Source organism: Streptomyces sp. AC627_RSS907 (assembly GCF_019049165.1).
On sequence record NZ_JAGMUE010000125.1, the window covers coordinates 1 to 612 of the forward strand.

The window sequence follows — 612 nt, forward strand, 5'->3', positions numbered from 1 at the left end:
GGGCCTCGCGGCCCCAGGCGCCGGGGCGGCGGCCGTTGCGCGGCTTGTCCACGGAGATCACGCCGAGCAGCTCGCCGTGCGGTGAGCCGGCCGCGCGCATCGGCGCGAACAGCCGGTCCATCGGGTGCCACTCGTCGGGGAAGCGTGGCGCCGGACCGGCGACGTGCCACTGCGGCACGTCGTCGTCGTCGAGCACCCAGCCCTCGGTGTACGGGATGAATCTCAGGTCGCCCCAGCGCTCGCCCATCGAGAGCCGCCGCTCCCAGGACGTCCGCGAGCCGACCCGGCCCGCCATGAGCGCCTCGGCCCCGGGGCTGCCGCTGACCGCGGCCACCACCAGGTCTCCGTCCGGGCGGACCAGGTTGACGGCTGACAGCTCGTATCCCAGGCCCTGGATCACTCCGTCGGCGACGGTTTGCAGGGTCTCCGCCAGACTGCGTCCGGTGTTCAGTTCTGCGACTACTTGATGTAGCTGTCGCAGGGTCGCAAGGCGGATGTACGGCTCCGACTCGGTCTCCATCGATCGCTCTCCCCCGAGACCTCGACAGCAACTCCAGAATTTCTCGTCGTCTCTCACTGCCACGGCCACTGAATCACAGCGAGCTGTGACTC

General features: G+C 69.9%; 1 pseudogene. It reads right to left on the reverse strand.

The window, feature by feature from the left end:
* Nucleotides 1-520, reverse strand: a pseudogene (locus KUM32_RS26205) (sensor domain-containing diguanylate cyclase); the annotation flags it as partial.
* Nucleotides 521-612 lie beyond the last annotated feature (92 nt).